This is a genomic window from Halobellus sp., assembly GCF_042218505.1.
In the GTDB taxonomy this organism is placed as follows: Archaea; Halobacteriota; Halobacteria; order Halobacteriales; family Haloferacaceae; genus Haloquadratum.
In genome coordinates this window covers 30,849-37,203 of record NZ_JBDGQZ010000019.1, presented here as the reverse complement: position 1 = coordinate 37,203, position 6,355 = coordinate 30,849, and the positions used below count along the sequence as shown (strand labels likewise).

At 65.4% G+C, this 6,355-nt stretch carries 10 protein-coding genes and 1 pseudogene; 1 reads left to right on the top strand and 10 read right to left on the bottom strand.

Annotated elements, in window-relative coordinates; translation table 11 throughout:
• The 7 genes and pseudogenes from ABEI27_RS06605 to ABEI27_RS06575 all read right to left on the bottom strand — a co-directional run.
• Positions 1 to 230 (bottom strand): annotated as a pseudogene (locus tag ABEI27_RS06605) (bifunctional metallophosphatase/5'-nucleotidase); the annotation flags it as partial.
• 70 nt (positions 231 to 300) lie between these two features.
• Complete coding sequence (locus ABEI27_RS06600; protein ID WP_375798616.1) at positions 301 to 507, bottom strand: dodecin; 207 nt, start codon at positions 505 to 507, stop codon at positions 301 to 303.
• 66 nt (positions 508 to 573) lie between these two features.
• Positions 574 to 1,245 carry a hypothetical protein gene (locus tag ABEI27_RS06595; RefSeq protein WP_375798615.1) on the bottom strand — a complete coding sequence of 224 codons (672 nt, stop codon included), beginning with the start codon at positions 1,243 to 1,245 and terminating at the stop codon, positions 574 to 576.
• Positions 1,242 to 1,907 (bottom strand): hypothetical protein, encoded by a 666-nt coding sequence (locus tag ABEI27_RS06590; protein WP_375798614.1) that lies wholly within the window; start codon positions 1,905 to 1,907, stop codon positions 1,242 to 1,244. The genes ABEI27_RS06595 and ABEI27_RS06590 overlap by 4 nt, the downstream gene beginning before the upstream one ends.
• Before the next feature lie 123 nt (positions 1,908 to 2,030).
• The gene (locus ABEI27_RS06585; RefSeq protein ID WP_375798613.1) at positions 2,031 to 2,369 is read right to left on the bottom strand and encodes a hypothetical protein; all 339 of its coding nucleotides are present in this window, start codon (positions 2,367 to 2,369) and stop codon (positions 2,031 to 2,033) included.
• A 77-nt stretch (positions 2,370 to 2,446) separates the two neighbouring features.
• Positions 2,447 to 2,698, bottom strand: coding sequence for a DUF5816 domain-containing protein (locus ABEI27_RS06580; RefSeq protein WP_375798612.1), 252 nt, complete (start codon positions 2,696 to 2,698; stop codon positions 2,447 to 2,449).
• A gap of 63 nt (positions 2,699 to 2,761) precedes the next feature.
• Entirely contained in the window at positions 2,762 to 3,127 is a 366-nt protein-coding gene (locus ABEI27_RS06575) for a HesB/IscA family protein (protein ID WP_375798611.1), read from the bottom strand.
• 206 nt (positions 3,128 to 3,333) lie between these two features.
• Between ABEI27_RS06575 and ABEI27_RS06570 the strand changes: the two genes are divergently transcribed.
• Positions 3,334 to 3,759, top strand: a complete 426-nt coding sequence (locus tag ABEI27_RS06570) for a universal stress protein (RefSeq protein ID WP_375798610.1) — start codon at positions 3,334 to 3,336, stop codon at positions 3,757 to 3,759.
• Positions 3,760 to 3,765: 6 nt separating this feature from the next.
• On the opposite strand, the gene ABEI27_RS06565 is transcribed toward ABEI27_RS06570, so the two are convergent.
• The 3 genes from ABEI27_RS06565 to ABEI27_RS06555 form a co-directional block, all read right to left on the bottom strand.
• Entirely contained in the window at positions 3,766 to 4,569 is an 804-nt protein-coding gene (locus ABEI27_RS06565; RefSeq protein ID WP_375798609.1) for a class I SAM-dependent methyltransferase, read from the bottom strand.
• Between the two features lie 3 nt (positions 4,570 to 4,572).
• Positions 4,573 to 5,892, bottom strand: a complete 1,320-nt coding sequence (gene hisD / locus ABEI27_RS06560) for a histidinol dehydrogenase (RefSeq protein ID WP_375798608.1) — start codon at positions 5,890 to 5,892, stop codon at positions 4,573 to 4,575.
• Positions 5,893 to 5,966: 74 nt separating this feature from the next.
• The coding region (locus ABEI27_RS06555; protein WP_375798607.1) for a hypothetical protein at positions 5,967 to 6,355 on the bottom strand (389 nt) is incomplete at its 5' end.

Below are 6,355 nucleotides of genomic sequence, written 5' to 3'. Positions count from 1 at the left end.
AAGTCGTGGTTGCCGAACGTCTCCACGTCGGCGTCGATCGCTCGAAAGAGTTCCAGGGCCTGACGGCCGCGTTCGATCAGCGCCAGCACCCCTGGCGAGGTGTTGTCGCCAGTGCCGCAGACCACGGCGTCCGCGCCGGACCGCGAGCGGATCGCGCCCGCGAGCCGGCCCACGCGGACGGGGTCGTCGTAGACGTTCTCGATGTCGGAGTAATGGAGGAGACGCGGCATCGACGCTGTGTGGTCGACCGACGTCAAAGAACCCGTCGGTATGGGTCGACGACGCGTCGTTCCAGCCGGCCTACTCTCCGTCTCGGAGTTCGAACGCGACCGTGACTTCGGCTTGGTACTCACGATCTTCGACGGAGGCGATCTCGACGCCGAGTTCGTCCACTTCGATCCAGTGGACGTTGTCGAGTGTCTCGTTCGCCCGGTCGATCGCGTCGTCAGTTGCGTCGTCGAAGCTCTCTTTGCTGCGTCCGATCAGGGTTACCTTCTTGAAGACCATCGCCGTGCGGAGGTACAGTAGCGATCGAAATAAGTTCCGGGGGCGGTCGCGGTCTGATCCCCTGGCTCACAATCTCGCGTCTTCATCTCGGCCGTCGGCGAGGCGGTCGGTGAGCGCGTCGACCACCTCCGAGAGTTGTTCGCTTCCGTAGACGGCGACCAGGATCCCGCCGACCGTGTCGAAGACGAGGTCCAGCATCGAGTCCTCCAACCCGTACTGCGTGAGGACGCCTTTCGTCCCCGTCACCGAGGCGGCGAGGCCGATGCCGAACTCGATGACTTCCCAGAAGACGCCAAACGCGACGACGAAGAGCAGGATGAAGACGAACTGGAACCGCTCCGGAAACGAAACGTACTCGTAGTGGATATCGACGGCACGCGTCGTCGCATAGCCGACGCCGGCGACAAGACTCGCCGACAGCGCGTGTGTGAGATGATCCCACCACCAGATGTCGACGTAGGGCTTGCCGATGCCGGGGATCGTGATGGTGCCGAGCGCGTGGAGAGCGACGGCCGCCGAGATCCACAGCGCCAGAGCGGCATCGATGGGGATCCCGAGGTCGCGTTCGAGGATGCCAGGGAGGAACGTCACGATGAGGCCAACGAGGGCGTTGACCGCGACGCCGGCGTTCCCGACTCCAAGACCACCAACGAACGCGAGCAGCAGGAAGAGTTGCATCACCCGGGCGATCTGCCGCTGTCGTCGCTCGGAGATACGGAGCACGTCGCGGACTCTCATCGGGTACACAACTCCCCGTCGGGCCGTTCGCCGGGCGTCGCCTCCGGGATCCGCCGCACCAAGCGCGCGTGTCGCCGGAAGTAATACTCGAAGAGAACTCCAGCGGCGGCCCCGGCGATCGTCGCGGCGACGAAATCCCACATCAGCGCCTCCTCGATCACCGCCTCGGCCCGGCCGTCGTACAGGAACTGCGTGCTGAGGAGTACGTCCGACAGCCACCGCACGACCGCCCAGATTCCGGCGGCGGCCATCGTTGTCACGACCACGAACACCACCGCGAACCGGTGGTTCATTTTCACTCGCGTGAACACGTCTAACTCGACGGCGATCAGGAGCGCCACCGCGGCGACGGCGATGTAGGTAGTGATTCGCCCCGAGAGGGTCATCCCACCGATCGATTCGCCCGCCACGAGCGCCCGCGAGACGATCGGCAGCGCGGCGAGCAGCACGACTTCCCACGGAAGCATCGCCGTCGCTCGTCGCTTCGCGAGTGGCGGGACCAGGACGACGACGAGCACCCCGACGGTGAACCCCGCCCATTCGAGTTCACCGGCCACGAACTGCGCGACTGCCGCGACGACGAGAAAGACCGCGATTGCCCCGGCGAGCACGGCGTTGAGCCGCCGGCTTTCGACGACGCTCGACAGTCCCGAGTTCGACATAAAAGTGTTTGGTGCCCACCGGTACAAAACGGTTCGTGGGACAACGGCCGTGCGGGTGAGTCCCAGGCGGAGTCGTCACGGAGAACAGGGACGAACGAGTGCAGCCGCGACGACGCCGGCGGCTTAGGCGGCGTCAGGAAGGTGCACGTCGTAGCCGTCGTCCTCGACGCCGATCACAGCCCACTCGTACCCCGGATCCACACTCGCGAGTCGGTTCTGTACGTCCCCTGTCTCGGACTCCGGTGCGACAAAGCAACGGAATCGATAGTCGTTCGACGGTTCGCCGCCGTCCGCGAGGAGTCGGCGTCCGTTGAGGTCGTCGCCGCCGGAAAGCGCCGTGACGCGGACCGTGCGCCACTTCCGTTCGGCGACGAACTCTGGTCCGTCGCCCGAAACACTGTAGCCCAGCCGTCTGAAGATCGCCCGGGCATCTTCTGCGGGAGGCATGCTGACAGGGGGCATGTACTCGCCACTACAACAGCCGATAGCATAAATCTTGTCACGCTATCACATACGTGAGAATCGGCCGGTTCAGACGCTCACTCGTGGGCTGCGTCCCACTCCTCCGGCTTCCGGACGTTGCCGCAGGCGTTGCACTCGATGCGACCCATCGTGTCCATCGCGTTGTTCGTGGACTCGCAGTTCCCGCAGAAGTATCCCCAGCGCTCCTCGCCATCCACTGTCGAGTACGTCACGAAGAACGGGCCTTTCATTCCGCGTTCGGCGCTGTGCCGGTCGACGTAGACGGTCTCGGCGTTTGGCGTAGTAATCGCATCGAGTTCGGCAGCCATACGTGGCGTTGCGAGCGCGTCAGCATAGTCCTCACGCTCGGCCACTGGCCACCGCAGAAAGCGTCAGGTCCGGAAGGACTCGCCACACCCGCATTCGCTGACCACGTTCGGGTTCTCGACGTGGAACCCCGCACCCTGGAGACCACCCTCGTACTGGAGTTTTGACCCGCCGACGTAGTTCTGACTCGCTGGATCGACGAACACGCGAAGACCGTGTTGTTCGACGATTGCGTCGTCGCTCTCGGGTTCATCATCGAACCGCATCCCATATGAGAGCCCTGCACAACCGCCTTGCTGGACGAACAGGCGAAGTCCGGCCACGTCGGTATCGAGCCCTTCGGACTCGATGAGACCGAGCGCTTCCGCGGCGGCATCCTGGGTGACCGTGACCGCAGCGTCGGCGTCACTCCCGGTCGATTCAGTGCTCATACAACCGGTTACTACACCGACGATGTTAATCCTAACGCTGCTGGGAGCGCGAAACTACACGTCGTTACATCGAGTGTGGAGCCATCAGTACGGATCTATAGTAGCGTTTGCAAGTCTTCGCTCACTTGATCGCACGAACGCGTGCGATCGGTTGTGCAATCGGTTGCAAACGCTACTATATTACCCACCCCGCCCAACGTCCTCGTATGTACGAGACGATTCTCGTGCCAACCGACGGAAGCGATCAGGCGACTGCCGCACTCGACCACGCCGCCGAACTGGCCCGCACCAGCGACGCCACGCTGCATTTGTTGTACGTCGCCGACACCAACCGCGACAGCGTCACAACGCTCGGCGGTCAAGTCATCGACGCCCTCGAGCAGGAGGGAGAGCGAATTCTCGACAGAGCGACTGACCGGATCACTGCCGTCGAGAGTGTCGACACCGTCGAGACGGGTGACCCAGTGGAGACGATCCTCGAACACGCTGACGTCGTCGACGCCGACGTCGTCGTGATGGGAACCCACGGGCGTCGCGGGCTGGACCGATACCTTCTCGGAAGCACCACAGAGCGGGTGGTCAGACAGTCACTGAGACCCGTCTTGACGATCAGCGCTGACAGCTCTGAATGAGCGCACTCACTCGTCCGAGTACGACTCGTTCGACCCCGTCAGTTCCTCGCCCGGCGGTCCGTTGTCGATCGGTCTGACGCCAGTCCCGACGACGACACCCGGCAGATCGCTCTCCCCAGCGACGCGGACGTTCGTGAACCCCGCAGACCGAAGCGCGGCGGTGAGACCCTCCGGTGTGACAAGTTCGAGCTGCCGCTGCTCGCTCGTTACCACCGAGTCGCCATCGCGCCGATCAGTGACGCGGTAGTCGATGCTGACGACCCCATCGCTCGCGATGTCGACCGCGCGTTCGAGCCGGTATCTGGACCCGCTGTAGGTCTCCACGCTCGGATTGAACACCGCCTCGGAGTCCGTTGGAGCGGCCAGGATCACGATCCCCCCGGGCCTGAGCACCCCGTACGCCGCGCCACAGAGGTCGAACGTCGAGTGCCGGGCCACCGCGGGCTCGAGCATGCAGACCGCGTCGAACGCGCTGTGGACCGGTGGTGCGACCGCTCGGCCGCAGACCACTGACTCGCCACGCGCGGCCGGAAACCGGAGATGGGACCGTCGGTCGTCCGCGCCGACGGCCTCGTAGTGCGTCCCGAGCGGCCCCAGGACCGCGCCGAACCCACAGCCCAGTTCGAGAACGCGGTCGACGTCGGTCGGAACGCGACGCTGGACGAGATGTGACCGCCGCTCGCCCCAGGTCTCGGGGACCGTCCGGGCGTGAACGGGAGCGAGCGTCGTATCCATCGAGTGCGCCCCAGTCGGGTCAGCGAGAATGGCCCGGCAGGCGTCGGCAAACGTCAGCGGGCGGCGGCCGGACATCTCTCACTCCGAATCGGCGTCGAACCGCGTACGAACGCTCTCGGCGTGCGCTTCGAGCCCTTCGGCCTCCGCGAGCGTGGTGATGGTTTCGGAGAGCGATTCCAGCCCCACCCGGTCGAGTCGCTGGACTGTCGTCGAGCGAAGGAACGTGTCTACCGAGAGCCCGCCGTACCGCTTTGCGCCCCCCGACGTCGGGAGCACGTGGTTCGTTCCCGAAGCGTAATCGCCCGCGGCGACCGGTGTCGACGGACCGAGGAAGACGCTCCCGGCGTTCGTGATCCGATCGAGTAGGGCCTCGTCGTCGTCGGTCTGGATGGAGAGGTGTTCGGCGGCGTACTCCTCGGCGAACAGCACCGCCTCGGACATCGACCGCGCGTGGAGGATACCGGAGGCGTCGTTCTCCAGCGCCTTGCGAATCACCTCGTCCCGCTCGCGGTCGTCGATCCGCGCGCTCACCTCGGCGTAGACCTTCGAGGCGACGGACTCGTCGTCGGTCACGGCGACCACCGAGGCGGCAGGGTCGTGTTCGGCTTGCGCGATGAGGTCGGCCGCGACGAGGCCCGGATCGGCAGTCTCGTCGGCGATCACCAGGACTTCGGACGGGCCGGCGAGAAAGTCGATGTCGACGTCGCCGCGAACGGTAGCCTTGGCCGCGGTGACCCACTTGTTCCCCGGCCCGACGATTTTCTGGACGGCGGTCACGCTCTCGGTCCCGTAGGCGAGCGCGCTGATCGCTTGTGCGCCGCCGACGCTGTAGATCCGATCTGCGCCGGCCACGTGCGCGGCCGCGAGCGTCACGGGATTCAGTTCCTCTGCCGGCGGCGTTGCCAGCGCCACGTGATCGACGTCCGCGACTGTCGCCGGCACGACGCCCATAATGACGCTGGACGGGTACGCGGCAGTCCCACCGGGCGCGTAGACGCCGACGCGATCGAGCGGCCGGAACCGTCGGCCGAGTTCCCTGCTGCCGGCCTCGGGCCCATCACCATCCGCCTCGCTCCCGAACGACGCCCGCCAGTCCTCGGGCATCTGCCGCTCGTGGAACTCCCGCACGTTGGCCGCGGCGGTTTCGATAGCGTCGCGCACGTCGCCGTCGATCTCGTCGTACGCCCGCTCCGCCGAATCGGTAATATCGAGATTCCCGACCTCGACGCCGTCGAACTCGCGACAGAACTCACGGACGGCAACGTCGCCCTCGGTCCGAACGCGGTCCACAATCTCCTCGACGTCGCTTCGGACCTCCGATACTCCCGCGTCGCGGTCGAAAAAGGCCGCGCGCTCGTCAGGGGAGAGCTCGGAGACGGCCCGAACTTCCAGATTCATACGAAGCGGTTCGACGCGGGTGGGTAAGGACGTTCCGGATCCAGCGGTCTCGCGACCGTCGCCAGATCCGCTGTTCAGGTGACCTGCCGCTCGTCGGTGAACGTCACGGTCTGATCGGCCGTCTCCACGGTCGTCTGGACGGTGATCCAGCCGTCCTCGTTCTGGATCTTCAACGCCTCCGAGAACGACAGTTTGACCTGTCGAGTCGTCGTGTACGACTCACCGCCCCCGAGCGTCCCAACTGACTCGTTCCCTCGCCAGACGATGTCGCCGCCGGTCCGCTTGCCGGCGAAGATCCGCGTATGGACGGTGATCTCCTGCGCCGTCGTATCCTGTCGATTCGTCAGGGTCGAAGTCACGTTCCGACAGGTCTGCCCGCAACTCTCGATACTCTCGATCGCGAAGCCGAACGGTGGCCGCGGCGTGGCGGTCGCCGTCGCTGTCGTCTCGTTCCCGTCGATGG

What these genes read in the sequence shown, in the direction of transcription:
- ABEI27_RS06600 (WP_375798616.1), bottom strand. Translation starts at nt 507, where the DNA reads ATGGTCTTCAAGAAGGTAACCCTGATCGGACGCAGCAAAGAGAGCTTC.
- ABEI27_RS06595 (WP_375798615.1), bottom strand. Translation starts at nt 1,245, where the DNA reads ATGAGAGTCCGCGACGTGCTCCGTATCTCCGAGCGACGACAGCGGCAG.
- ABEI27_RS06590 (WP_375798614.1), bottom strand. Translation starts at nt 1,907, where the DNA reads ATGTCGAACTCGGGACTGTCGAGCGTCGTCGAAAGCCGGCGGCTCAAC.
- ABEI27_RS06585 (WP_375798613.1), bottom strand. Translation starts at nt 2,369, where the DNA reads ATGCCCCCTGTCAGCATGCCTCCCGCAGAAGATGCCCGGGCGATCTTC.
- ABEI27_RS06580 (WP_375798612.1), bottom strand. Translation starts at nt 2,698, where the DNA reads ATGGCTGCCGAACTCGATGCGATTACTACGCCAAACGCCGAGACCGTC.
- ABEI27_RS06575 (WP_375798611.1), bottom strand. Translation starts at nt 3,127, where the DNA reads ATGAGCACTGAATCGACCGGGAGTGACGCCGACGCTGCGGTCACGGTC.
- ABEI27_RS06570 (WP_375798610.1), top strand. Translation starts at nt 3,334, where the DNA reads ATGTACGAGACGATTCTCGTGCCAACCGACGGAAGCGATCAGGCGACT.
- ABEI27_RS06565 (WP_375798609.1), bottom strand. Translation starts at nt 4,569, where the DNA reads ATGTCCGGCCGCCGCCCGCTGACGTTTGCCGACGCCTGCCGGGCCATT.
- hisD (WP_375798608.1), bottom strand. Translation starts at nt 5,892, where the DNA reads ATGAATCTGGAAGTTCGGGCCGTCTCCGAGCTCTCCCCTGACGAGCGC.